The sequence below is a fragment of the Stenotrophomonas sp. AS012628 genome (genome assembly GCF_010608305.1).
GTDB classification, from domain to species: domain Bacteria; phylum Pseudomonadota; class Gammaproteobacteria; order Xanthomonadales; family Xanthomonadaceae; genus Stenotrophomonas; species Stenotrophomonas geniculata.
In genome coordinates this window covers 1-24,241 of sequence record NZ_VMBJ01000005.1, presented here as the reverse complement: position 1 = coordinate 24,241, position 24,241 = coordinate 1, and the positions used below count along the sequence as shown (strand labels likewise).

The 24,241-nt window shown below is 66.9% G+C and carries 21 protein-coding genes; 8 read left to right on the top strand and 13 right to left on the bottom strand.

Translation table 11 applies throughout. The annotated features are described in order from the left end of the window. Positions 1-161 precede the first annotated feature (161 nt). Together G5A07_RS04115 and G5A07_RS04110 are read left to right on the top strand one after the other, a co-directional pair. Positions 162-2,447 carry an FdhF/YdeP family oxidoreductase gene (locus G5A07_RS04115; protein WP_191862897.1) on the top strand — a complete coding sequence of 762 codons (2,286 nt, stop codon included), beginning with the start codon at positions 162-164 and terminating at the stop codon, positions 2,445-2,447. Positions 2,448-2,924: 477 nt separating this feature from the next. After that, positions 2,925-3,464 (top strand): DUF411 domain-containing protein, encoded by a 540-nt coding sequence (locus tag G5A07_RS04110; RefSeq protein WP_100064736.1) that lies wholly within the window; start codon positions 2,925-2,927, stop codon positions 3,462-3,464. Between the two features lie 115 nt (positions 3,465-3,579). On the opposite strand, the gene blaL1 is transcribed toward G5A07_RS04110, so the two are convergent. The 4 genes from blaL1 to G5A07_RS04090 form a co-directional block, all read right to left on the bottom strand. After that, positions 3,580-4,452 (bottom strand): L1 family subclass B3 metallo-beta-lactamase, encoded by an 873-nt coding sequence (blaL1, locus tag G5A07_RS04105; protein WP_191862896.1) that lies wholly within the window; start codon positions 4,450-4,452, stop codon positions 3,580-3,582. 95 nt (positions 4,453-4,547) lie between these two features. Beyond that, complete coding sequence (locus G5A07_RS04100) at positions 4,548-6,977, bottom strand: TonB-dependent receptor (RefSeq protein ID WP_191862895.1); 2,430 nt, start codon at positions 6,975-6,977, stop codon at positions 4,548-4,550. A gap of 71 nt (positions 6,978-7,048) precedes the next feature. Continuing rightward, entirely contained in the window at positions 7,049-7,885 is an 837-nt protein-coding gene (locus G5A07_RS04095; RefSeq protein WP_191862894.1) for a FecR domain-containing protein, read from the bottom strand. Beyond that, entirely contained in the window at positions 7,882-8,406 is a 525-nt protein-coding gene (locus G5A07_RS04090; RefSeq protein ID WP_191862893.1) for an RNA polymerase sigma factor, read from the bottom strand. Before G5A07_RS04090 ends, G5A07_RS04095 begins: the two co-directional genes overlap by 4 nt. 202 nt (positions 8,407-8,608) lie before the next feature. Between G5A07_RS04090 and G5A07_RS04085 the strand changes: the two genes are divergently transcribed. Genes G5A07_RS04085 through G5A07_RS04075 form a run of 3 tightly spaced genes read left to right on the top strand, consistent with a single transcriptional unit; the run spans position 8,609 to position 10,492 of the window. Continuing rightward, the gene (locus tag G5A07_RS04085) at positions 8,609-8,875 is read left to right on the top strand and encodes a hypothetical protein (RefSeq protein WP_191862892.1); all 267 of its coding nucleotides are present in this window, start codon (positions 8,609-8,611) and stop codon (positions 8,873-8,875) included. Positions 8,876-8,884: 9 nt separating this feature from the next. Then, on the top strand, positions 8,885-10,057 hold the full coding sequence (locus G5A07_RS04080) for a low temperature requirement protein A (RefSeq protein ID WP_049481051.1): 1,173 nt from the start codon (positions 8,885-8,887) through the stop codon (positions 10,055-10,057). Between the two features lie 42 nt (positions 10,058-10,099). After that, complete coding sequence (locus G5A07_RS04075; RefSeq protein ID WP_010485465.1) at positions 10,100-10,492, top strand: DUF3224 domain-containing protein; 393 nt, start codon at positions 10,100-10,102, stop codon at positions 10,490-10,492. 13 nt (positions 10,493-10,505) lie between these two features. Here G5A07_RS04075 and G5A07_RS04070 read toward each other — a convergent pair whose 3' ends face one another. From G5A07_RS04070 to pip, 7 genes are all read right to left on the bottom strand, one after another. Then, a complete protein-coding gene (locus tag G5A07_RS04070; protein WP_191862891.1) occupies positions 10,506-11,147 on the bottom strand; it encodes a response regulator in 642 nt (213 codons plus the stop codon). Then, positions 11,140-12,198, bottom strand: a complete 1,059-nt coding sequence (locus G5A07_RS04065; RefSeq protein ID WP_049481054.1) for an ATP-binding protein — start codon at positions 12,196-12,198, stop codon at positions 11,140-11,142. Before G5A07_RS04065 ends, G5A07_RS04070 begins: the two co-directional genes overlap by 8 nt. 189 nt (positions 12,199-12,387) lie before the next feature. Further along, positions 12,388-13,125, bottom strand: coding sequence for an MgtC/SapB family protein (locus G5A07_RS04060; RefSeq protein WP_021202328.1), 738 nt, complete (start codon positions 13,123-13,125; stop codon positions 12,388-12,390). A 30-nt stretch (positions 13,126-13,155) separates the two neighbouring features. Continuing rightward, complete coding sequence (gene mgtA, locus G5A07_RS04055; protein ID WP_191862890.1) at positions 13,156-15,915, bottom strand: magnesium-translocating P-type ATPase; 2,760 nt, start codon at positions 15,913-15,915, stop codon at positions 13,156-13,158. A 63-nt stretch (positions 15,916-15,978) separates the two neighbouring features. After that, entirely contained in the window at positions 15,979-16,278 is a 300-nt protein-coding gene (locus G5A07_RS04050) for a hypothetical protein (RefSeq protein WP_005413574.1), read from the bottom strand. A gap of 292 nt (positions 16,279-16,570) precedes the next feature. Next, the gene (locus G5A07_RS04045) at positions 16,571-16,870 is read right to left on the bottom strand and encodes a hypothetical protein (RefSeq protein ID WP_019337231.1); all 300 of its coding nucleotides are present in this window, start codon (positions 16,868-16,870) and stop codon (positions 16,571-16,573) included. A gap of 206 nt (positions 16,871-17,076) precedes the next feature. Then, positions 17,077-18,024: a prolyl aminopeptidase gene (gene pip, locus G5A07_RS04040; RefSeq protein WP_029550731.1), complete on the bottom strand. Its 948-nt coding sequence runs from the start codon at positions 18,022-18,024 to the stop codon at positions 17,077-17,079. 114 nt (positions 18,025-18,138) lie between these two features. Here pip and G5A07_RS04035 point away from each other — a divergent pair, with 114 nt between their 5' ends. Continuing rightward, the gene (locus G5A07_RS04035; RefSeq protein ID WP_191862889.1) at positions 18,139-18,804 is read left to right on the top strand and encodes a TraX family protein; all 666 of its coding nucleotides are present in this window, start codon (positions 18,139-18,141) and stop codon (positions 18,802-18,804) included. A 250-nt stretch (positions 18,805-19,054) separates the two neighbouring features. On the opposite strand, the gene G5A07_RS04030 is transcribed toward G5A07_RS04035, so the two are convergent. Then, positions 19,055-21,250 carry a TonB-dependent siderophore receptor gene (locus tag G5A07_RS04030; protein ID WP_191862888.1) on the bottom strand — a complete coding sequence of 732 codons (2,196 nt, stop codon included), beginning with the start codon at positions 21,248-21,250 and terminating at the stop codon, positions 19,055-19,057. 244 nt (positions 21,251-21,494) lie between these two features. Here G5A07_RS04030 and G5A07_RS04025 point away from each other — a divergent pair, with 244 nt between their 5' ends. Beyond that, entirely contained in the window at positions 21,495-22,079 is a 585-nt protein-coding gene (locus G5A07_RS04025; RefSeq protein WP_100445843.1) for a TetR/AcrR family transcriptional regulator, read from the top strand. Positions 22,080-22,183: 104 nt separating this feature from the next. Beyond that, complete coding sequence (locus tag G5A07_RS04020; protein ID WP_071305271.1) at positions 22,184-23,272, top strand: crosslink repair DNA glycosylase YcaQ family protein; 1,089 nt, start codon at positions 22,184-22,186, stop codon at positions 23,270-23,272. Between the two features lie 96 nt (positions 23,273-23,368). Here the strand turns inward: G5A07_RS04020 and G5A07_RS04015 are convergent. Continuing rightward, positions 23,369-24,241: ABC transporter six-transmembrane domain-containing protein (locus tag G5A07_RS04015; RefSeq protein WP_191862887.1), on the bottom strand; the 873-nt coding region annotated here is incomplete at its 5' end.

The following is a 24,241-nucleotide window of genomic DNA, read 5'->3' as shown; positions in this document are numbered from 1 at the left end:
GGTGTAACCGTTGTCATGGCAGGCTGCGCTGAAAACAGCGCGCAGCCACTGGCGAAGCCGTGCAGGCCGTGTTTGACTGTGGGGCTGGCCGTGCGATTGAAAGCGCCGCCGGACTGCGATGTGCCCATTGTTGCCGCGTTCCTACCGTAAGGTCCCCGAACATGTCCGAGCAGAAGCCACCGCGTTACAAGCCGTACAACCAGCCGGCCGGTGGCTGGGGTGCCGCCGGTGCCACGGCCAAGGTGCTGCTGCAGCAAAGCGTGATCGGCAAAGGCTCGAAGGCGTTGCTGGCGATGAACCAGCCGGGTGGCTTCAAGTGCCCCAGCTGTGCGTTCCCCGACGCCGACGAACGCAAGAAGCTGGAGTTCTGCGAGAACGGCGCGAAGGCACTGGCCTGGGAAGCCACCCAGTTCCGCGCCGGCCGCGAGTTGTTCGCCCAGCACACCGTCACCGAACTGATGGCGCAGACCGACTACTGGCTGGAGATGCAGGGCCGGCTGACCGAGCCGATGCGCTACGACGCAGCCACCGACCACTACGTGCCGTGCAGCTGGGATGATGCCTTCGCGCTGATCGGCCGCCACCTGCAGGCGCTGGACAGCCCGCACCAGGCCGAGTTCTACACTTCCGGGCGCACGCCCAATGAAGCGGCGTTCCTGTATTCGATCTTTGTGCGCGAGTTCGGTACCAACAACTTCCCGGACTGCTCGAACATGTGCCACGAGCCGACCAGCCGCGGCCTGCCGCCGGCCATCGGGGTGGGCAAGGGCACGATCGTGCTGCAGGATTTCGAGCACGCCGAGGCGATCTTCGTGATCGGCCAGAACACCGGCACCAATTCACCGCGGATGATGAGCAACCTGGTCGAGGCGCGCAAACGCGGCATCCCGATCGTGGCGGTCAATCCGATGCCCGAGCGCGCGCTGATCCGCTTTGCCGAGCCGCAGGACGTGGTGCAGATGGCCACGTTCGGTTCGACCGAGATCACCAGCGAGTTCGTGCACGTGCGCATCGGCGGCGACCTGGCGCTGATCAAGGGCATGATGAAGGTGATGTTCGAGCGCGAGGCGCAGGGCGAGCGCGTGCTCGACCATGATTTCCTGTCAGAACACACGGTGGGGCTGGAGGCGCTTCGCGAAGACGTGATGGCGCAGGACTGGGACGAGATCGTGCAGGTGTCCGGCATTTCGCAGGCGCAGATCCGGCGCTGTGCGGAGATCTACATCCGCTCCAAGGCCACCGTGATCTGCTACGGCATGGGGCTGACCCAGCACCAGTATGGCTCGCGCCTGCTGCAGCAGGTCGCCAGCCTGCTGATGCTGCGCGGCAACTTCGGCAAGCCCGGTGCGGGCATCGGGCCGATCCGTGGGCATTCCAATGTGCAGGGCGACCGCACCGTCGGCATCGACGAGAAGCCCAAGCCGGCCTATCTGGACCGCGTGCAGCAGGTGTTCGGCTTCGATCCGCCGCGTGAGCATGGCCATCATGTGGTCGAATCCATCGAGGCGATGCTGGACGGCAGCGCCAAGGTGTTCATCGGTCTGGGTGGCAACTTCATCCATGCGGTGCCCGATACGCCTCGCGCGTATGAAGCGATGCGTGGGCTGGACCTGACCGTGGGCATCGCCACCAAGCTCAACCGCGGTCATCTGGTTCATGGCCGCGATGCGCTGATCCTGCCGGTGGTGGCGCGCTCGGAGCGCATCGTCACGCCGGCCGGCGAGCAGTTCGTCACCATCGAAGACGCGATGTCGAACGTGACCGCCTCGCGCGGCGTGCTCGAACCGGTCAGCACCGAGGTGCTGCCTGAGGTCGAGATCGTCTGCCGCATGGCGATGGCTGCGCTGCCGCACAGCAAGGTCGACTGGGCGCGCTGCATGCACGACTATGCGCCCATCCGCGATCTGATCGCTGCCGTGTACCCGGAGATCTACACCGGCTTCAACGAGCGCATCCAGCAGCCACACGGCTTCCATCTGGACATTCCGCCGCGCCGCCGCGTCTGGCCCACGCCCAATGGCAAGGCCAACATCCTGGTGATGCCCGGCCTGGACGTGGACGATCCGGTGCACGATCCGGACATGTTGCGGTTGGCCACGGTACGCTCGCACGATCAGTACAACACCACCATCTACAGCTACAACGATCGCTATCGCGGCGTGTACAACGATCGCATGGTGCTGTTCATGAATATCGAGGACCGGCTGGCGCGCGGACTGCAGAAGGAGGCGCTGGTCAGCCTGGAGACGATCAGCGGCGATGGCGTGCAGCGGCGCATCGAGGGCCTGACCGTGCTGGACTACCCGATGCCGCGCGGCGCGCTGGCCGGTTACTACCCGGAGCTGAACCCGTTGTTGCCGCTGGACTACTACGACCGCATCAGCGGCACGCCCGCCGCCAAGTCGATTCCGGTGCGGGTGCAGGCGATGGCCGCGGCGATTGCGTAGCGCGCGCATCGGCTATCATCGGCGTGTGAACCTCCCTGGCCTGCTGCTGCGATGGATGTTGCTTGTCGCCCTGGTGCTGAATGCACCGGCGCTGGCGCTCGCCGCGTCTTCGTACAGCGGCCCGGCCAGCCAGGACCATTGCGCTGCACCGCATTCGGCGGCCATGGCCGGATGCTGCGACGATGCAGCATCAACGGTCTGCCAGAGCAATGAGTGCGAATGCCCGCCGGCCAGCCTCGGCATGCTGGCCTCCCTGAGCGGAACGCCCGCCTTGCCATGGCGTGAGGCGCCTTTGCCAGCCAGCGCCCAGCAACGCGCACCGCCGCCGTTGCCGGACCCGTTACGGCCTCCCATCGTGTGATTCCCTGCAGGCCTCAAGTGCCTGCCATAGCTGCTCGACTCATTCTCGACTCTGCCTGTGCCTTCGATGCGCAGGCATCGGGCCGCGTTGCCCGCATCTGCAAAGGAATCAACACCATGAACCGTTCTCTCTCCCTCGGCCTGCTGCTGGGCACCGTGCTGGCCACCACCGCCTGCGCGCGTGCCGCCGAAGAATCCGCCGCCACGCCGGTTGCCAGCGAAGCCCCCGCGGCACCGATCATGGCCGGTCCGTCGCAGGTGGATCCTGCACTGCCCATCGCCATCGTGCACAAGACTGCCAGCTGTGGCTGCTGCGGTATCTGGGTCGATCACCTGAAGGCCGAAGGCTTCCAGGTGGATGTGCGCGACACCGACGACATGAACCCGATCAAGGTCCGCCTGGGTGTACCGGTCGGCAAGGCGTCCTGCCACACCGCCGAGATCGGTGGTTACGTGGTTGAAGGCCACATCCCGGCCGAGGACATCAAGCGACTGCTGGCCGAGCGGCCCGCAGCGCGCGGCCTGGTGTTGCCGGGCATGCCGGCCGGTTCGCCGGGCATGGAAATGCCGGATGGCTACGTGCAGCCGTATACCGTTGAGCTGGTACGCGCCGACGGCAGCACCGAGCCGTACGCCCAGCACGGGCAGGGGGGCTGACAGGCGGAGGTGCCGGTCGTTCTGACCGGCACCCTTCGATGCGCTCTCTGTAGAGCCGAGCCCATGCTCGGCTGCTTTCTGCCAGCAAGCCGAGCATGGGCTCGGCTCTACAGGATCAGCGGTGTGCCGCAGTTTCCTTGGCCAACTGCGCGTCGAACGTCTTCTCGGCCGCATCCGCGTAGGCGCTGCAGGTCAGTGCCTTGGCGCCGGCCTTGCTGCCGGCGGCATAGTTCCAGTTGCTGGCGCCAGGGTGCGGGGTCAGCAGCAGGTCGCAGGGCAGGCCACGCACGGTGGTGAAGCTGCGCTTGTAGTCCTCGATCAGGCGCGGATAACGCGGGTTGCCCTTCAACTGATACCCCGGTGCACTCAGGCTGTCGGCGTATGCGATGCGCACCGGCTTGCCATCGCGGGTGTCAGTCCAGGTCCAGGCGGTGCTGCCCGGTGTGTGCCCCGGCATGAAGTGCGCGGTGAATTCGATGCCGCCCACCGTGACCACTTCGCCATCCATGATGATGCGGTCGGCGCTGGTGGGCGGATAGGTGATGCCGTCGCCAAAGTGCAGGTCGTTGCTGCCGCCGCGCGCCAGCAGCACAGCCGATTCGGCGTTGGCCACCACGTGCGCGCCGGTGCGACGCTTGAGCTCGGCCACCGGGCCGGCGTGGTCGGCATGCGCATGGCTGAGCAGGATCAGTTGCAGGTCCTGCGGGGCCATGCCGCGCAACTTCATGTTGTCCAGCAGGTGGCCGGCCATCTGTGGCATGCCGCCGTCCAGCAGTACTGCGCCCTCGGCGGTCTGCACCAGCAGCGCGGTCAGGTTCCAGGTACCGATCTGCCAGGTGTGGTCGGCGATCTGTAGCGGCTCCATCGGCTGCAGCCAGGATGCATCCACGGTGTAGGCCCGCAGCTGCGGCAGTGGTGCCTCGGCGGCACTGGCGTGCGCGACCGGAAGAACAGCGGCCAGGGCGAAGGCGAGCAGGGAACAACGCATGGTTCACGTCCGTTTGAAGGAGGCCCAGAAACTAGCATGGGCCTCCTTCATCGCGTCTCGCATAGATTTCATGGCTCCCATAAGGGCGCCATGGATCAGTACCGGTACTGCCACCCCAGCGTCAGCACCCGGCCGCGGCCGGAGAAATAGCTCGGGTTCGATGGCGTGGTCTGCGAGTAGTAGCTGATGTACTGCTTGTCCGCCAGGTTCTGCACGCCCAGCGTGAAGGCATGCTTGTCCAGCGTATAGCGCGCGACCAGATCCAGAGTGGTGTAACCCTTGAACTCCGCCACCTGCGTGCCACGCAGGTCGAAGTCGCGGTCGAAGGCATGGCTGGCCTGCAGGCGGGTGCTGAGCTGCGGCGTCCAGCTCTGTTCCCAGAACGCGGTCAGCCGGTTCGGTGCGATGTTCACACCAGCCAGGTCGCTGTCGAGGCGGCCGTCAACGTCGGCGTCGTAGCGGCCGTTGGCGCGCGCATAGCCCAGGCCAAGCCGGCTGTCGCCCAACCGCAGGCGCAGGTTGCTTTCAAAGCCTTCCACGCGGGTGGCCTGGCGCTGCACCGCATAGGCATCGATGCCCGGATCGTAGATCAGTACCGAGCCGAGCTTGGATTCGGAGGTGTAGTAGGCGATGTCGCCGCTGAAGCGGCCATCGTCGTACTCCAGGCCGATCTCGCGGTTGTCCGACACCACCGGTGACAGGTCGATGAGGCTGTCCACGCGTTGTCCGTCGCGGTTGATCGCGCGCAGCACGCGGCCGACGTCGGCCACGGTGTAGCCTTCCGAATACGAGGCGTAGGCGTTGAGGCGATCGTTGATGTACCAGACCGCGCCGAAGTTGGGCAGGGTCTCGCTCATGGTCGGCTTGCCGCCAGCCACCTTGCGAGCGCCGTAGCGGGGCAGGGTGGTGTAGTCACCCACGTCCAGCTCGCCCTTCTCGTAACGCAGGCCGCCGGACAGCATCAGGTGATCGGTCGGCCACCAGTGCAGCTGCAGCAGCGGTGACAGGCTCTGGTAGGTGGTCTGCGGCACCCAGTTCATGCCACTGGCCAGCAGCACCTGGTGGGTGCGGTCGCGCAGGCCGTCCAGGCCCAGGGTCACGTCCAGCGTGGTGTCGGCGACGCGGGTCCAGCTCTGGGTCAGCTTGAAGCCGCGCTTGTCCGATTCGTTCTGGGTCTGGTCCCAGGCGGCGTTGGCGCCGGTGTTGCCCCACGGGTCCCACTGGCTGGCACCGTAGCGGCCTTCGAAATCCACCGCGAAGGCCTGCGCCTGAAAACGGCCACCGAGCAGGTCGGCGGCGCTGTAGTCCACCGTCAGCGAACGCGAGCGGTTCATCGGCGGATCGAGTGGCGTATCGCCGGGGACCGAAATGGTCGGGCGACCGGTCCGATAGTCACCGTTGATGGCCAGGTAGTTGTCCATCCCGCGCAGTTCGTAGCGGTTGGCCATGACCTGCAGGCGATGGCCCTCGGCAATGTTCCAGCCCAGCTTGGCGAACACGTTCGATGAGGTCGAGTCCATCAGCTCGCCCTGCGCGTTGGTGCCGATCGATCGGCCCTCGCCGTCGTGGTACAGGCCCTGCTTCTCATAGGCCAGGCCAGCCACCAGGTCGAACTGCTCGCCGCGCACGCCCACCAGGGCCGAGCCGCGCTGGCCATTGTCGTCGTGGCGGCTGGGCAGGGCAGCGCTGTAGCTGACGTTGGTGTCGAGCAGGAACGCGCCCGGCTCACTGGGCGCACTGCGGGTGATGATGTTGACGATGCCGCCGGTGCCGCCGATGCCCTGCAGCGCGTTGGCGCCGTGGATGACCTCGATGCGTTCGATCATCGCCGGGTCGATGGTGTGCGAATCACGCGAGCCATCGCGCAGCGGCGTGGACTGCGGCACGCCGTCGACCATGTACAGGATGCTGCGGCCACGCAGGGTTTCGCCGTAGTTGGACATCTTTTCGCGCGCCGGGGCAAATGCCGGGATCTGTGACGACAGCACCCGCGACACATCCGAACCCAGCGCCAGCTGCTGGGCGATGTCCTCGCGGGTCAGCACCGTGATGGTATTGGGCATGGCGGTCTCGCCCTGCGGCATGCGCGCGGTCGAGGCCGAGACCGTAACGCGGGCCAGCGACGTCGTCGTGGCGGATGACGGCGCCGATGATGCGGCCCGGGCCGGGGTGCGCGGCTTCGCCGGCGCTGGCGCGGCACTCACCACGAACACACCCGGCGAACGTTCCTGCAGGGCCAGGCCCTGGCCTGCCAGCAGCCGTTGCAGGGCCTCACGCGGGGTGTAGCGACCATCAACAGCCGGGGCGCTGCGGCCGCTCACGCTGTCGGCGGCGAACAACAGCTGGATGCCACTCTGCCGCGCCAGCGAACTGAGCGAGACCTGCAGCGGGCCGGCCGGCAGGTGCAGCTCGACGGGCGCGGACGCAGCGGTCTGTGCCGTAGCCGGCAGGGCCGCACACAGGCAGGCAGCGAGCAGGGTGGGGGCCAGCCGGCGCAGGGTGGCAGGCGGAACAGGGCGGGTCATGCGGGGGTCCTTCGGAAGGGTTCAAGCACTTGCCGGATGGGACGGCGCGCAACCCACCCTCGGTGTGGCATTCAATCGCGGGCGCGCAGATGCAGGCTGCCATCGGAAGTGGTGTGCACCTGTACCGGCAGGATCTCGGGCAGCAGCGCGAGTACGGTCTCGGCGCGGTCGGCGTCGAATACACCCGACACCTGCAGCGGCCCCAGTGTCGGGTCGTCCAGCACGATGGGACGGTCGTGATAACGCTGCAGGATGCGCAGGACCTCGCTCAGTGGCATGCGGTCGAACTGCAGGCGTCCGGTGGTCCAGTCCGCCTGCTCTGGATCGATGGCTTCCGGAGGTGACAGCGAACCGCGCTGGGCCAGCAGGCGCTGCCCTGGCTTCAGCCGCTGTTCGCTGCCGCCCTCGTCGACGCGCACGCCGACCTCGCCGCGCCACAGTGTCACTTCGCTCAGTTCCCCCTGGCGGTCGACGTCGAACACCGTGCCGTAATTGCGCACGTGGACCGGGCCGGCATCCACCCCGAAGCGTCGCCAGGCCGAGTGCTGCACCTCGAAGCGTGCCCGCCCTTGTTCCAGCAGCACCTGCCGGGAGCGCAGATGGCGGCGCACCTGCACGCGGGTGCCTGCATCCAGCTGTACCCGACTGCCGTCGGCCAGGACGAGTTCACGGCGTTCGCCCACGCCGGTCTGGTAATCGCGGACCTGCCAGGCCGGGTCGGCCACGAGTACGGCGCCGGCCAGCACCAGCAACACGGGCAGTACCCGCTTCGCGCCGCCACCCCGGCGGCGCAGCGTTTCCGGGTCGGGCAGCGGAAAGCGTTGCTTCAGGGCGTCCCGATGCTGGTCCAGGATCTGGTCGGTGCTGGGGACTTCGGGTGGCGGCGGTGGTGCAGGTGCATCGCTCATTGCAGCGTGCCCTGCTGGCGGCAATCGGCCATGGCCAGCCGCAGGTGACGCTCCACCGCCTTCAGGCCGATGCCCATGCGCTGCGCGACGTCGGCCTGCGGCAGCGCGTGGATCTTGTGCAGGATGAAGACCTGCCGGCGCCGGCAGGGCATGCGCTCGATGGTCGCGCTCAGGCGCTGCAACGCCTGCTGTCCCTGCGCCTGCTGCTCGGGGCCTGGGCGTGGGCAGGCGTCATCGGGCAGTTCGGCACGCGACTCCACCCAGTGCCGGCGCAGAGCCTCGGCGCGGCAGCGGTCCACCGCCGCATCGTGGGCGATGCGCCGCAGCAGTGCGATGGGTTGCCGTGCATCGTAGGCGGCGGGGCGTTCCAGCAGCCGCACGCAGACGTCGTGCACCACTTCACGGGCCAGCCCTGGCGACCGGAAACGGCAGCGCAGGTACTCCACCAGTTCCTCGTAGTGGCGCACCAGCGAGGACACCAGCGGCAGCGCAGGAGGGTGTGGTGAAGGTAGTGGGGACATCCGGACCGGAAGCAGGGGCAAGGGGCGGGCACGGGGAGGGCATCCCTGCGCGATGACGCAATACTAATGGGAACCGTTCTCGTTTGCTATGTCGTTCGGGGATCGGGATTGTTCGGCGAGGCTGGAAAGTGAAACCACGATCATCGGCTGGAGCGCAGAATCGGCCGCGGCTAGCCTGCCAGCAGGCTCAAGGAGATGGACCATGCACGTGCTTCTGGTGATGGTGGCTGGGGTGCTGTTGTTGGGGGTGTTCCTGCTCTTCGGGCGGCTGTGGAGCGTAGGCCAGTCACAGCTGCCCACGGCCCTGATCGCGTTCATCGCCACCTGGCTGCTGGTGACGGTGGCCAACATGTGGGTGGGCGTGAGCAAGGCCGGCTACGCCGTCCGGGAGGAGCTGCCGATCCTGCTGCTGGTGTTCGCGGTGCCGGCCTTGCTGGCCGGTCTGCTGTACTGGCGCCTGGCGCGCTGAAGGACGGCCATGAGCACACGACTGCGACTGCCTGCCCTGCGCCAGCGCGATGGCCACCACGCCCGCGTGACCTACGAAGAGCTGTTCTTCGACCTCGTCTACGTGTTTGCGGTTACCCAGCTCAGCCACCATCTGCTGCATCACCTGGATCTGGTCGGGGTGATGCAGACCCTGGTGCTGTGGTTCGCGGTCTGGCTGGGCTGGCAGTACGCCTGCTGGGTCAGCAACTGGTTCGATCCGGAGACGCCACGCATCCGCAGCCTGCTGTTCGTCACCATGCTGCTGGCGTTGCTGATGTCCTCGTCCATTCCCGAGGCCTTCGCTGAACGCGCCTGGGTCTTCGCGGGGGCCTACGCCACCATGCAGGTCGGGCGCACGGTGTTCGTGCTGCTGGAGGTCGGGCGCAACCATCCGCTGGCGCCCAATTTCCGCCGCATGCTGGCGTGGGTGAGCGTGTCGGCCTGCTTCTGGCTGGCAGGCGCTGCTGCCGAGGGCAACCTGCGCCTGGCCTTGTGGGCGGTGGCGGTGGCCTGCGAGTACATCTCGCCGATGTTCGGCTTCGCGTTTCCGGGGTTGGGCCGTTCGCACACCCGCGAGTGGACCATCGAAGGCGGGCACCTGGCCGAACGTTGCCAGTTGTTCGTCATCGTCGCGCTGGGTGAAACGTTGCTGGCCACTGGCGGCGTGCTCAGCGAGGTCGAGCACTGGAGCGGCGATGTGGTCTCGGCGGTGCTGGCCACCTTCGCCGGCACCATCGCCATGTGGTGGTTGTATTTCGGCATCTCCAGCCGCGATGCCACCGCGGCGATCACCCATTCCGAGGACGCCGGGCGGATGGGGGCCAACTTCCACTACGTGCATGCGCTGCTGATCGCCGGCATCATCGCCACCGCGGTCGGCAATGACCTGGTCATGGACCATCCTGGCGCGGCGGTGACCCTGGTCTACGCTACGGTGCTGGTTGCCGGACCGTTGATCTACCTGCTGGGCAGCGCCTTGTACAAGCGCATCGTGTACGGGCGCGCCCCGTATTCGCATCTGGTCGGTGCAGTGGCGTTGGTCGTGTTGGGGGTGGTTTTGCCGCACACCCATCTGCTGGGCGCCGGCTGGCTGACCAGCGCGGTGCTGCTGGCGGTGGGCTTGATGGATACGCAGTTGAAGCGTCGCCTGCGGCGCGCATGATCCGCACGCGCCGTTGCCGCATTATCGACGAGGGAGAGCAGGATGCAGGGCGAAGCGCGCGGAACCTTTGAAGTGAAGCTGCTGCCGATCGGTGGCAACGACGGCCCGATCGGGGTGATGTCGATCGACAAGGTCTTCCATGGTGACCTGCAGGGCAGCAGTGTCGGCCAGATGCTGGCATTCCGCAGCCCGGTGCAGGGCTCAGCGGGCTATGTGGCGATGGAACGGGTAACGGCCACGCTGGCTGGGCGTCAGGGCGCTTTTACCTTGCAGCACAACGGTCTGATGACTCGGGGAACGCCGGAGCTGAACGTGGTGGTGGTGCCCGATTCGGGCAGTGAAGGACTGCTCGGTCTAAGCGGCACACTGGAGATCTCCATCAGTGAAGGCCGCCACGACTACCGGTTGGTCTATGTGTTGCCGGAGCCGGAATAGAGCGTTCCCGGAGTCAAGCGCTGCCGGCCTGCAGGCGGTCATACATCCGCACCAGGTCGACCAGGGTGCGTGCGCCCATCTTGCGCATCACCTGCGCACGGCGCACCTTCACCGTGATCTCGCTGACGCCGAGGTCGCCGGCGATCTGCTTGTTGAGGCGGCCGCGTACCACGCCATCGACCACCTCGCGCTCGCCCGCGTTCAGCGAATCCCAGCGCTGCTGGAGCGCGCCGAGTACGTCGTCCTCGCGGCGGCGCTGGCGGTCGATCTCGATGCCCTTGTGGATGGCATCCAGCAGTTCCTGGTCGCGGAAGGGCTTGGTCAGGAACTCGATGGCGCCGTCCTTGATCGCGTTGACGCCCATCGCAATGTCGCCGTGGCCGGTGATGAACACCACCGGCAGCTGCAGACCGTGACTGCCCATCGTGCGATGGAACTCCAGCCCACTCTGGCCGGGCATGCGCACGTCCAGCACCAGGCAGGCCGGTGCATCTTCCAGTTCGTGTTCGAGGAACGCCTGGGTGGAAGCGAAGGCGCGCACCTGCAGGCCCATCGAGGCCAGCAGGTCTTCCAGTGCCGCGCGCACCGACGGGTCGTCGTCGATTACGTAGACGATGGGTGCTGGATCAATGGCTGGGGCAGCGGGCTTACGCATGTTGAACGTCCGTGGCGATGGGCAGGTCGAAGACGAAGCAGGCACCGCCGCCTGCTGGTCGTTCGGCGCGGATATGGCCGCCGTTGGCCTCGATCATCGAGCGGCTCAGGCTGAGGCCCAGGCCGAGGCCGTTCGACTTGGTGGTCCAGAATGCATCGAACACGCGGTCGGGCTGCTCTGCCGGCAGGCCGATACCACGATCGCGCACGCTCAGGCTGACGTGGCCGTGCCCATCATGCGCGGTCAGCAGCGACAGCCTGCGCTCGCCCGTGGGCGTACCGGCCATCGCGTCGACGGCGTTGAGGATGAGGTTGCCGATCACCTGCTGCACCTGCACGCGATCGGCATGGGCAGGGGGCAGGTCACTGCCCAGCACCAGCGCGACCGTCACACCATGCTGCTCCAGTTCGCTGTGCGACAGCGCCAGCATTTCCTCCACGGCCTGGTTGAGGTCGAAGGCCTGGCGCTCAGGTGCAGCGCCCTGGGTCAGGCCGCGGATGCGGGCGATCACGTCACTGGCACGATGGGCGTCGGCGACGATGCGGGCGATGGTCTGACGTGCCTTGTCCAGGTTCGGTGGATCCTGGGCCAACCAGCGCTGGCTGGCCTCGGCGCTGCTGGCGATGGCCGCCAACGGCTGATTCACTTCATGCGCGATGGAGGTGGTCAGCTCGCCGACGGTGGAGGCGCGGGCAACCCGCAGCAGGCGGGCCTGCGCATCCTGCACCGCGGCCTTGGCCGCTTCCATCTTCAATGCCAGATACGTGGTGATGCCGATCACCAGCATGCCGATCGCTGAATTGACCAGGCCGATGCGGTAGGTGCCGAAGCGGGTCAGGAAGAAACTGAGGCCGGTCAACGCGATGCAGACCGCGGCAAGCAGGATGAGACCGCGTGCGGGCAGGCGCCGTGACGCCGCCAGGATGACGGCAGCGTAGAAGCAGGCGGCGGCAACGGCGTAGTCGGTAACCGTATCGACCAGGAAGATGGCCGCCATCACGATGATCAGGGCCAGCACGACCAGGGGGCGGCGGGGTGACAGCGATGGCATCGGGATGGCTCCCTGGCGTGGGTGGAAAGGATAGCAAAGCGCTGTTCGGTAGATGCCGACCTTGGTCGGCATGGGTTGTGCGCGGTCATGGTGCCTGACGGATTGTGCCGACCACGGTCGGCACCTACCAAGGCGGTGCACGGTAGCGCCGGGCCATGCCCGGCGGGATGCGTCCATCAGCGGCCGGCACTACTCCTCCAGGCTGGCGTTCCAGAACCCCTGCAGTACGCCGGGCGTGGTCGCCAGCGTGGCCAGCACGGCATCGAGCTCACCGGCATCCACCGTGGTGGCATACAGCACCGCTTCGATCTCCACGTCACGCTCGCCGAATGGCCGCTGGTCCACCGCGCGCACCGGGTACTGCGCCTGCTCAAGCAGCAGCAACAACCGGTCCAGCACCTCGGCCTGCTGCTCGCGCTGGCAGACCACGTTGATCGCATAGGTCGCCTCGCTGAACGCTTCCGGCAGCGGCTGCCGCTGGATGCGGTTCACCACCGGCCGCAGCAGGGTGTTGGCGGCCAGCACGAACACTGCCGCCAGCACCGCCTCGGGCAGCAGCTTGATACCGGCACACGCACCTACCGCCGCCGAGCCCCACAGGGTGGCGGCGGTGTTCAGGCCGGACACCTGGGCGCCGTCCTTCATGATCGCACCGGCGCCGAGGAAGCCGACGCCGGAGATCACATAGGCCACCACATGCAGCGGCGAGGGTGGACCGCCGTACAGGTCATGGAAGCGCACCGCCAGATCGACGAACACTGCCGCGCCCACCGCTACCAGCGTATTGGTGCGCAGGCCGGCGGTGCGTTGGCGCAGCTGCCGCTCCAGGCCGATGACCGTGCCCAGCACGAACGCCACCGACAGGCTGATCAGCGAGCTCAAGGTCGCGCCGGCGTTGAAGGCCGGCAGGTTGGGATTGATGTCCATTGTGTTTCTCCCTGGACAAGCGGCGGGCGTTTACTGCCAGCCGTACCGGCGGATGTAGAACTTCTTCAGCGCGGTGGTCAGCACCGCATAGCCGAACAGGATCGCCACCAGGAACGGCCAGTAGCCAGCCGGCAGCGCCTGCAGCTTGAAGTAACCGGCCAACGGGCTCATCGGCAGGGCCACGCCGATGGACATGATCAGGCCGGTCATCAGCAGCAGTGGCGGCGCGGCGATGCTCTGCAGGAACGGCACCTTCGGCGTACGGATCATGTGCACGATCAGGGTCTGGGTCAGCAGGCCGACCACGAACCAGCCGGACTGGAACAGGCTCTGGTCGCCGGCGGTGCGCGCATCGAACACGTACCACATCAGCGCGAAGCAGGTCAGGTCGAAGATCGAGCTGATCGGCCCGAAGAACACCATGAAGCGGCCGATGTCCGCTGGGTTCCACTTCAGCGGCTTGCGCACCAGCTCCTCGTCCACGTTGTCGAACGGAATGGCGATCTGCGAGATGTCGTACAGCAGGTTCTGCACCAGCAGCTGCAGCGGCAGCATCGGCAGGAACGGCAGGAAGGCCGAGGCTACCAGCACCGAGAACACGTTGCCGAAGTTGGAGCTGGCGGTCATGCGGATGTACTTCAGCATGTTGTTGAACGTGCGCCGGCCCTGGATGACACCTTCCTCCAGCACCATCAGGTTCTTTTCCAGCAGGATGATGTCAGCCGCCTCCTTGGCGATGTCCACGGCACTGTCCACGCTGATGCCGATATCGGCCGCACGCAGTGCCGGGGCATCGTTGATGCCGTCACCGAGGAAGCCGACCACCTTGCCTTGGGCGCGCAGCTCGCGCACCAGGCGTTCCTTGTGCAGCGGCGTCAGCCGCGCGAACACGCGGTGGTGGTGCAGTGCCCGCGACAACGCGCCGTCATCCATGCGCTCGATCTGCGGGCCGGTCAGGATGGTGTCGGCGTCCAGCCCCACCTGCGCGCAGACGCGGGCGGTCACCAGTTCGTTGTCGCCGGTGAACACCTTGACCTCCACGCCATGCGCGGCCAGCGCCTGCAGCGCCTGCGCTGCCGATTCCTTCGGCGGGTCCAGGAAGGCGACGTAGCCGACCAGGGTCAGGCCGCACTCGTCGGCCTGTGAGTAGGCGGTCTGGCTGGCGGCGGTCTCTTTCATCGCCACCGCCACCACGCGCAGGCCCTGTTCGTTCAGCTCTTCGGTGGTCTGCCGCACGCGGGCCAGGCGATGTTCATCCAGCGGCATGTCCTGGCCGTTCTCGCGCACGGTGCTGCACACCGCCAGCATTTCTTCCACCGCGCCCTTGCAGATCAGCTCATGATGGTCCTCGCGCTCGGACACCACCACCGACATGCGGCGGCGCTCGAAGTCAAACGGGATCTCATCCACCTTGTGGTAGTCCTGCGACAACCGCAGCGAGCTCTGCAGCTCCACGTGCTCCAGCACCGCGCGGTCCAGCAGGTTGATCAACCCGGTCTGGAAGTGGCTGTTGAGATAGGCGAACGTCAGCACGTCTTCCGAATCGTGGCCGAACACATCGGTGTGCCGCTCCAGCGCGATCCTGTCCTGGGTGAGGGTGCCGGTCTTGTCGGTGCACAGCACTTCCATCGCACCGAAGTTCTGGATCGCGTCCAGGCGCTTGACGATGACCTTGCGCCGCGACAACAGCACCGCGCCCTTGGCCAGGGTGGAGGTGACGATCATCGGCAGCATTTCCGGGGTCAGGCCCACCGCCACCGACAGCGCGAACAGGAACGCCTCGGTCCAGTCGCCCTTGGTCCAGCCGTTGATCAGCAGCACGAACGGCACCATCACCAGCGCGAAGCGGATCAGCAGCCAGCTGACACTGTTGACGCCGGCCTGGAACGCGGTCGGCGCACGGTCGGTGGCGGTGCTGCGCAGGGCCAGCGTGCCGAAATAGGTGCGGTTGCCGGTGGCCAGCACAACGGCGGTGGCAGTGCCGGACACCACATTGGTGCCCATGAACAGCAGGTTATGCTGTTCCAGCAGGCCAGCCAGGCCGTCGCCCGGGTGCGCGAACTTCTCCACCGGCAGCGACTCGCCGGTCATCGCGGCCTGTGCCACGAACAGGTCCTTGGCAGTCAGCACGCGGCAGTCGGCCGGAATCATGTCGCCGGCCGACAGCACGATGTGGTCGCCGGGCACCAGTTCGCGGATCGGCAGGTCCAGCAGGCGCGCCGGGCGCCGGCTGTGCAGGTGCGCACCGAAGTACTGGTCGGCCACATCGGCGGCCTCGGTACCGGGATTGCGGCGCAGCACGCGCGCGGTATTGCCGACCAACGCCTTCAGCCGCTCGGCTGCACGGTTCGAGCGGCCCTCCTGCACGAAGCGGATCAGCGTGGACAGCAGCACCATCGCACCGATCACCATGGTGGCCTTGATGTCCTCGGTCAGCCAGGACACCGCCGCCAGCACGGTCAGCAGCAGGTTGAACGGATTGCGGTAGCACTGCCAAAGGTGCCGCCACCACGGCAGCGGCTTTTCGTGATCCACCTCGTTGGGGCCGAGCGTCGCCAGCCGGTCCTCGGCCTCATGCGGGCTGAGGCCATCGGCATGCGACCCCAGCGTGGCCAGCAGCTCGGCTTCCTCCTGCTGGGCCAGGGTGACCAGGCCGGTGGTGAGCGCGAACGGTGCCGCGTCGGCGCTGCCCGGGCCAAACCCGGCTTCGGGCATCGCACGGCGGCGGAACAGGTTGCCTGCGCGACGGCTGCGCAGGAAGGCATTGAACCAGGCGTTGAGCAGGCTCATGGGACTCTCCTCGAATGTCAGAGCCGGCCGGGGCCGGAACACGAACGGAACGGATGCAACCGATCAGGCGTGGCGCATCGCCAGCACCGCCGGCGACCACGGCTGCATGTGCAGGCGCTGGCTGCCGCCGATGCACAGCGGCTTCATCGCATCACGCAGCGGATAGGGCAGATGACGCAGCACGGTGATGCGCTCGCTGATCGGCAGCAGCGACAAGGCGTCGGCCACCACGCGTGGCGAACCGAGTGACAGCGAACGGGCAAACATCACGGGGCCGTGCTGCAGCAGCTGGCTGCGCAGCGCGGCAACATCGCGCTCGCCGATCAGGCGGCGCAGGGTGATGTAGAGGATCTTGTAGGACATGGGGGTGCTCTCCAGGCAAACGGCGCCTGGCGGCCCCCCGTCACTCAGGCAGGCAGGGGCCGGCGGGCAGGCGCCAGGAACAGGCAACAAGCGGTCATCCGGGGCGCGGTGCGCCCGGCAGGGTCGGGGTCCATCTGCGTCTCCATGAGGGGAGGGTGCCGGCCAGGATTGCCCTGGCCAGTGGCGCTATTGTCCGCCCCTGAATGGGACGGGCCTAGAGGCTCGTGGGTTAGCCCGGCTATACCTTGGTATAGCCGGCATGCGCAGCGCCAGTCGAGGGCTCAATGATGGATCAATGCGAAGCGCTGGTCTGCTTGCATACGTCGTACTCGCCGCGGCTCAGCGTCTTGTTGCGGTCGGTGTCGCAGGCGTGCAGTCGTTCGGCCCAGTCCGGTGCCACGGCATCCACCTCGGCCAGCGTGACGATGCCGTCCTTGTCCTTGTCCAGCGATTCGTAGGCAGGGATGAGCCTTACTTCTGTCACGTCCTCGGCGGCGGTGGCCTTGCTGGCCTCCTGGGGATTGGAACAGGCGCCCAGCAGCAGGCCCGCAGATAGCGAGAGAGCGATGGGAAGGCAGCGATAACCGGTCATGGCGTGCTCCTGGGGAAAGGGCGAACCACCCGTGCGGTGGTCACCGCCGGATCTTCTGCGCGGAGCTGTAAGCGGGCTGCGAAGAATGGGGCCGTGGACCGTTGCCGGTGGGTCGCCATTCACCTGGCCGCGCAGCAGCGATCACGCGGAGTCGACGCTACCCTCGAACGGTGGGAGGCCGGCCAGCGGCCGGCACTACCATCTGCTCAGAAACGGTCGGCAAAGGCGTCCGTCGCCCGCACCAGCGCATCCACCGTGGCCGGCTCGTTCGCGCTGTGGCCGGAGGTCACCATCTGCAGCCGGGCTTCCGGCCAGGCCTTGGCCAGATCCCACGCACTGCGCGGCGGGCAGATGATGTCGTAGCGCCCCTGCACGATCACGCAGGGCAGGTGGCGGATGCGATCGATATCGCGCAGCAGCTGGTCCGGCTCCAGGAAGATGTTGTTGCGGAAGTAATGCGCTTCAATGCGGGCCTTTGCCAATGTGTCCAGCGGGTCATCGGTGGATTGCGCATCCACGTCGTGCTGCAGGGTGGCGGCGTTGTCTTCCCAGCCCAGCCAAGCCTGCGCGGCTTCGATGCGGGTCGCTTCATCCGGGCCATCCATGCGCGTCCAGTAGGCCGCGATCATGTCGCCACGCTCGGCTTCCGGTATGTAGGCCTCATAGCGTTCCCAGCGTTCCGGGAAGATCCAGCGCGCACCGCCGTTGGCCTCGGCGAACCAGCGGTTCTCGATCTCGCGGCCGAGGAACACGCCACGCACGATCAGGCCGGTGGCGCGTTCGGGATGCGCCTGCGCATAGGCCAGCGACAACGTCGAACCCCATGAGCCGCCGTAGACCAGCCAACGCTCGATGCCCAGGTGCTCACGCACCTTCTCGATATCGGCCACCAGATCCTGCGTGGTGTTGTCGCGCAGTTCGCCGAACGGTGTGGAGCGGCCGCTGCCGCGCTGGTCGATCAGCACGATGCGGTACCGCGCCGGATCGAAGAAGCGGCGGTGGGTGGGCGAGATGCCAGCACCCGGGCCGCCGTGCAGGTACACCACCGGAATGCCCTCTGGCGTGCCGCACTCTTCGATGTGCAGCGTGTGCAGATCGCTCACCTTCAGGGTGAACTCGCGGTACGGCTCGATGGCGGGGTATAGGGTTCGCACGGCGGACGTCTCACAAGCAGGGGCGGCCAGCATAGCGCCCCCGCCTGCTGCCTGCAGCGTCGTGCTCCTGCGCGGCGCTGGAAATGGGCTGGCCGATGCGCATAAGCTTCCGCGATGCAAGCGACCACGACCGGGATGTCAACCTTCAACTTCACCCTCCGCAGCGGCGCGCGCGAGCTGCTGAAGTGGATCGCACTGCTGGCCATGACGGGTGACCACGTGGCCAGGGTGGTCTTCGGCGGCTACGTGCCGGTGGTCAGCGAACTGGGGCGCATCGCCTTCCCGCTGTTCGCGCTGGTGATGGCCTGCAATCTCGCCCAGCCCGGGGCCGACCTGCGCAAGTCGATGCGCCGGCTCGCGCTGTGGGGGCTGATCGCACAGCCATTGCACGCATTCGCGTTTGGTTCCTGGCTGCCGCTCAACATCCTGCTCACCTTTACATTTGCAGCAGTAGCCGTACATGCGCTGGCGAACAATCGGCCGGTGCAGCTGTTGCTGGCTGCCGGCGTGCTGCCGATGTTCGTGGACTATCAGTGGGCCGGGGTTGGCAGCGTGCTGCTGGCCTGGATCGCGTTCCGGCACCGGGCGTGGTGGCTGTTGCTGGTTGCGCTTGCAGCGGTGTGCTGGGCCAACCACAACGGCTGGGCACTGCTGGCCATTCCGGTAGTGCTGCTGGCGGCGCGGGTGCCGTGGCAGCTGCCGCGCTGTCGGTGGGCGTTCTACGGGTATTACGTGGGGCATCTGGCGGTGCTGGCGTTGGTTGCCCATCTGCTTGTGTAATTTCGGAACTGGCATGTCGAGTGTCTTGAATGCCGGATGCGGTCAAGGAATGCGCGTCGCAGGTGGGGGTGAAGCATGCCGCCATCGGCGTGTGTAGAGTCGAGCCATGCCCGACTCAGCGGGCGAGCCGGAGCCGAGCATGGCTCAGCTCTACACGTTCTGGGAAATCCACGCCATGCGTGACCGGCAAAGCGAGCCGAGCATGGCTCGACTCCACAGGTGATGCATGTCTGGCGTGGAGGCGCCTGCCTCAGAAGTCCATCGTCGCCGACACCAGCACCGTTCTCGGCGCTCCCAGCGCTAGACTGGAAAGCAACGGCATGCCCCAATACGCCTTGTTGGTCACGTTGTTCACACTGGCTCTCAGCGCAAGCGGTCGACCCGCCACGGTGGTGCTGTAGCGCGCCCCGACATCGAACAACGTGCGGCCCGGCACCGACAGGCTGTTGTCGGCACTGATGTACTGCTTCGACATCGCCGTGGCATTGCCGGTCAAGGTCAGGCCCTGCAAGGTCGGTACATCCCATTCCACCCCCAGCTTGGCCTGCCGTTGCGCTACGGCGGTGGCGATGCGTCCCTCATTCACGCCACCGGCCGTGCGGGTCAGTTTCGGCTGCACGTAGGCCACGCCACCGAGCAGGCGCACGCCATCCAGTGGCGTGCCGAAGAAGCCCCATTCCACGCCGCGATTTCGTTGCTCGCCACCGAACGAGAAGATATTCGTGACCGGGTCGGTGTAGCTGCTGGGCCGCTTGATTTCATACACACTGAAGGTGTGCGCGAAGCTGCCCAGGTCCAGCTTCAGGCCCAGCTCCTTCTGCCTGGTGCGGAACGGTGCGAACACATCACCGGCATTGGCAGCGGTCATCGGCGCGGTGGCGCCCTGGCTGAGGCCTTCGATGTAGTTGGTGTAGATGGAGACCCTTCCGGTGGCCTTCACCAGCAGCGCCGCTGCCGGCGTGTTGGCGCTCTCGTCGTAGCGCGAGGTGCGCGCACCGCTGGCGACATTGAAGGTCTCACTGACCACCTGCTGGCGGCGCACGCCCAGGGTCAGCTGCACGCGGTCATCGGCGAAGGCGAGGGTGTCGGCGAAACCGAGGCTGTCCAGCCGCAGCTCGGTGTGCGAGATGTGCGGCGCTACGAACGGTGCCGCCGGGCCCCATGCCGGGTTGTACAGATTGGTGGTCCAGTCCCAGCCCGGCACGCTGCGGCGCCCGTAATCGTTCTGGGTGTGCTGGTAGTGGGTCACGTTGGCGGCCCACTGATGGCCGATGCTGCCGGTGTGGAACGAGCCGCGCAGGCCGGCATCTGCGGACTGCTTCTTGATATCGAAGGCGAGCTGGCCGATCACTGTGGTGAAGTCGCCGGCTGGATTGAGGATCTGCGCGCTGATCGAACCATTGTAGCGGTAGTCGGTCTTGCTGGTGCCGTAGGCCAGGTAGGCCATCAGGGTGTCATTGATGTCCAGCTCGCCCCGCAGCATCGCGCCCTTGTCCTGGCTGTCCACGTAGGCCCAGTCCGGGTTGATCAGCGTATCGCCACGCGGCGGCCGCGGAATGGCCACGCCCGGTGCCAGACCGACGCCGCGTGCCGGGCCGTCCACGCGGTCATCGGCGCTGTACAGATCGGCCGACAGCCGCGCACGTTCGCCGCGCCAGTCCACTGCCAGTGCGCCGAGCTGCACCTTCTTGCTCTGCTTGCCGACCGCGCCATCACCATCACGGTACGCGCCGTTGAAGCGGATGCCGAACTGCTTGTCCGCGCCCAGGCGACGCCCCGCATCCACATGGGCGCCAAACTGCGCATCGGAGGCGAAGTTGGCACTGACCCGCAGCAGCGGTTGATCGCCGGCACGCTTGGGGACCAGGTTGACGCTGCCACCGACCGAGCCGCCCGGCGGCATGCCGTTGAGCAGCGCGGAGGGGCCTTTCAGCACCTCGATGCGTTCGAACATTTCCGGCGAAGTGCGGTAGTACGGCGCCATGCCGCTGAGGCCATTGAAGGTGGTGTCGCTGGTGTTGGAGGCAAAGCCTCGGATCGCGTAGTTCTCGCTCCACGAACCGGTGACGCCGTTGCTGAACACCGTGGGGTCGGTGGCGGCGATGACGTCGGTGAGGTCCTTGGCCTGGCGGTCGCGGATGAAGGACTCGGTGTAGCTGACCGTATTGAACGGCGTGTCCATGAAGTCCTTGTCGCCGAGCAGGCCGACGCGGCTGCCAGCGGCCACTTGCCCGCCCGCATAGTCTGCAGTGACCCGGCGCTGTTCCTGCACCTGCACCGAGGGCAGGGTGGACGGCGCGGAGTCGGCCAGCGCGGCAAACGAGGCCAGCAGCCCTAGCGCGAGGGCCGACATCCGGTAGCGCCGGGCGATGCCTGGTGGATGCATCGGGCCGGAAGATGCGGCGGCAGCGCGATGCTGCAGAGAAGAGAAGTTGTACACGGTCATGCCAGATTCCTGTGAATCGCAGGCGCGAGCGCGCCTGGCGCGCTGCCGACGGCAAGCACGGGGAGAGGGCGCAGCGCAGGGTTGTTGGCTGGGTGGGGACCTGGCGGAAGGTGAGCCATGGGCTCGACTACGGGCAGCGTGCTGGACGCATTCCGAATTAGTTGAGTAAATTAAACTAAATCAATCGAAGCGGACAAGAGGGTCCCTTTGCTGGCACCCTCAGCAGGGTATGAGCACGCACCGTATGAGCCCTCACTCCGATCCAACGGCGCCGCCCCGTGGCCGCCCGCCCACCATCACCCCGGAGCGCCTGGCCGACATCGGCATCCGCCTGGGCCTACCCAACCTGACCATGGCCAACGTGGCCGCCGAACTGGCGGTGACCCAGGCGGCGCTGTACAAGCGCGTGGCCAACCTGGAGGCGTTGAAACGCCTGGTGGCCGAGGCGGTGTTCCAGCGCTGGCAGATTCCGCGCGCGTCGGTCGACGCACCGGGTGGGCTGGAGGCCTACCTGATGCGGTTCGTGGAGTCACTGTGCGAGGTGGTGAAGGCGCATCCCGGGCTGCCACCGTACCTGTTGCGGCGCACGGTGGCGACCGCGCCGATGCTGGAAAAGATCGCCTCGCACCAGGCACACGTGGCTGATGTGTTCGGCCTGCCGGTGGACAAGGCGCGCTGGCTGCTGGCCACGATCGCGTTCTATTGCATCGCCGGCGCCGATACGATCTATGCGATTGCGGACGACGAGGAAGGACAGGTGATCACCGAGTTCAAGCAGGGCATGCGGGCGCTGGTGATCGGTTCGCTGGAGGTATCGCGGCTTCGGTAGATGCACGCCATGCGTGAACGATCCTGGCCTTTCACCCTGACGCCAGCCAGGCATGGCCTGGCTCTACTGGACGGATCGCGTGGTGTCGAGAATACAATGCGGCCATGCCTGCCACGCCTACTCTCGATGATCTTCGCCGCTACGCGGTGGCGCGCACCCTGTTCAAGCCGACTACGCTGCTGACCGCGATACGACGGCTGGGCTTCGTGCAGGCCGACCCGATCAGGGCACCGGCGCGCGCACAGGACCTGACCCTGCGCCACCGGGTGAAGGACTACCGCGCAGGCGATCTTGAGCGGCGCTACACGCGCCTGCCGGTGGAAGAGGATTGCCTGGTGAACTACGGCTTCCTGCCGCGCGAGCATCTGGCACTGATGCACCCGCGCGTGTCCAAGCGCGAATGGGACGCCGAGACCCATCGCCGCGCGGCCGACGTACTGGCCTTCGTGCGCGAGCGCGGCAGCGTGCACCCGCGTGAGGTGGACCAGGCGTTCGCGCATGGGCGGGTGACCAATTACTGGGGCGGCACCAGCAACGCAAGCACGCATCTGCTTGACGGCATGCACTACCGTGGCCTGCTGCGGGTGCAGCGGCGCGACAGTGGCACCCGCATCTATGCAGTGGCCGAGCACGCCGAGCCGGACGCCAGCGAGCAGGCGCAGGTTGAACGGGCCGCCGCCCTGATCGATCTGGTGGTGCGCAAGTACGCGCCGCTGCCCTCGGCCAGCCTGACCTATCTGGTGCGCCTGCTGGGCTATGGCGCCCCACATCTGGCCGAGCAGACCCGGCAGGCGTTGGCGTTGGCCAAGCAACAACTGGCCAGCTGCACGCTGGAGGGCACCACCTGGTACTGGCCGGTGGACGAGAATCCGCGCTCGCGCCGCCATGCACCGGACGAACAGGTGCGCCTGCTGGCGCCGTTCGACCCGGTGGTGTGGGACCGCCGCCGCTTCGACCTGCTGTGGGGATGGGTGTACAAGTTCGAGGCCTACACGCCTGCACCGAAGCGCCAGTATGGCTACTACGCGCTGCCGGTGTTGTGGCACGACCAGGTGGTGGGCTGGGCCAATCTCAGCGTGCGCGACGGTGAGTTGGCATCGAGTGTGGGCTATGCCGGCAAGTCGCTGGCCCGCGACAGGGTGTTTCGTGGCGCGTTGGAAGACGAGCTGCAGCGCATGGCGGAGTTCCTGTAGCGCCGAGCGGCGCATTGGTAGCTATCGCTCCCGGTAGTCGCCAACCTTGGTTGGCGCCGCGATACACCGTTGCCCACCAAGGTGGGCATCTACCGGTCAAGCAGCGTCCTTGTGCTCCGTGTCGTCCATCCCGGGGCTGACTCGCCGGCCGATGTCCTTCAGCCGTGCAAGCTGGTCCACCATCGACGGCGCATCGTCCAGGCTGCCGACGAAGGTCCACAGATAGGTCATCACCGCGTAGACGTGGCCCGGCGTGACACCCTCAGTGGTGGCGAGGCGGCCGATGGTCAGCGCGAACGATGCCGCGGCAGCCAGTCCGATCACCACGTAGGCGCCGGCCTCGCGGTCTGACAACAGGATGCGCAGGCGCGACAGGGTGGTGTAGTGGCGGCGCAGCACCGAGGGACTGACCCGGTCGACCAGCCGGATTTCGTGTTCCAGGCGGTTGTTCAGGCGGCCATGCAGCTGCTCGTTGCGGCGTGCGAACGAGGGCAGCACCAGCAGGGCGCCGAGCAGGGTGACCAGGCCAGCGGCACCGACCATCGGCTCGATCGCCAGCAGCATGGCCACCGCACCGAACATCGATGCCAGTGCGGTGGCGATGATCGGCACGTGCTTCTCAAAGAAGTCGACGAACTCGCGGGCCAGCACCACGCGCGCCGCCGAGGTGGACGTGGCCTGGCCCAGCCGGCGCTGCGCCTGCACCACGCTCACTGCCAGATCGGCATAGATGCGGGTGAAAGTGCGCGTATCGACCGCTCGACGGGCGGCACCGACCAACCAGAACATCAGTACCACGCCGGCATAGGAGACGGCATGGCCGATGTTGCCGCTGATGATCGCGTCCACCGCGAAGCCGGCGAACAACGGATAGGCCAGCAGCAGTGTGTTCTCCAGTGCCACCAGCGAGAACGTGCCGGTGAGCTGCCACGGGTAGGTGCGCAGGATGGCCTTCAGGGTGGCGGCCGC